The organism is Klebsiella sp. K47, from assembly GCF_051858335.1.
Classification (GTDB): domain Bacteria; phylum Pseudomonadota; class Gammaproteobacteria; order Enterobacterales; family Enterobacteriaceae; genus Klebsiella; species Klebsiella pneumoniae.
Map to the genome: position 1 here is coordinate 1 of NZ_JBPYUI010000186.1, position 243 is coordinate 243.

The following is a 243-nucleotide window of genomic DNA, read 5'->3' on the forward strand; positions in this document are numbered from 1 at the left end:
GGAAGGCCTCAACCTGCGCAAAAAGCGCCCCCGCAGGCATGTCAGTGCAGCACATCGTCAGCAACGTCCGGTCCTGACCGGTGTCGATCAGTGCTGGAGTATGGATTTCGTGTCGGATAACCTGTTTAACGGACGACGTTTCCGGGCGCTGACTGTAGTGGATAATTTTAGTCGGGAGTGTGTGGCGATCCATGCCGGAAAGTCGCTGAAAGGTGAGGATGTGGTCGGTGTGATGGAAAGGTT

The 243-nt window shown here is 55.6% G+C and carries 1 protein-coding gene; it reads left to right on the forward strand.

Annotation, left to right across the window (positions count from 1 at the left end; all coding sequences use genetic code 11):
• Positions 1-243: DDE-type integrase/transposase/recombinase (locus RRF55_RS27630; protein ID WP_439419243.1), on the forward strand; the 243-nt coding region annotated here is incomplete at both ends.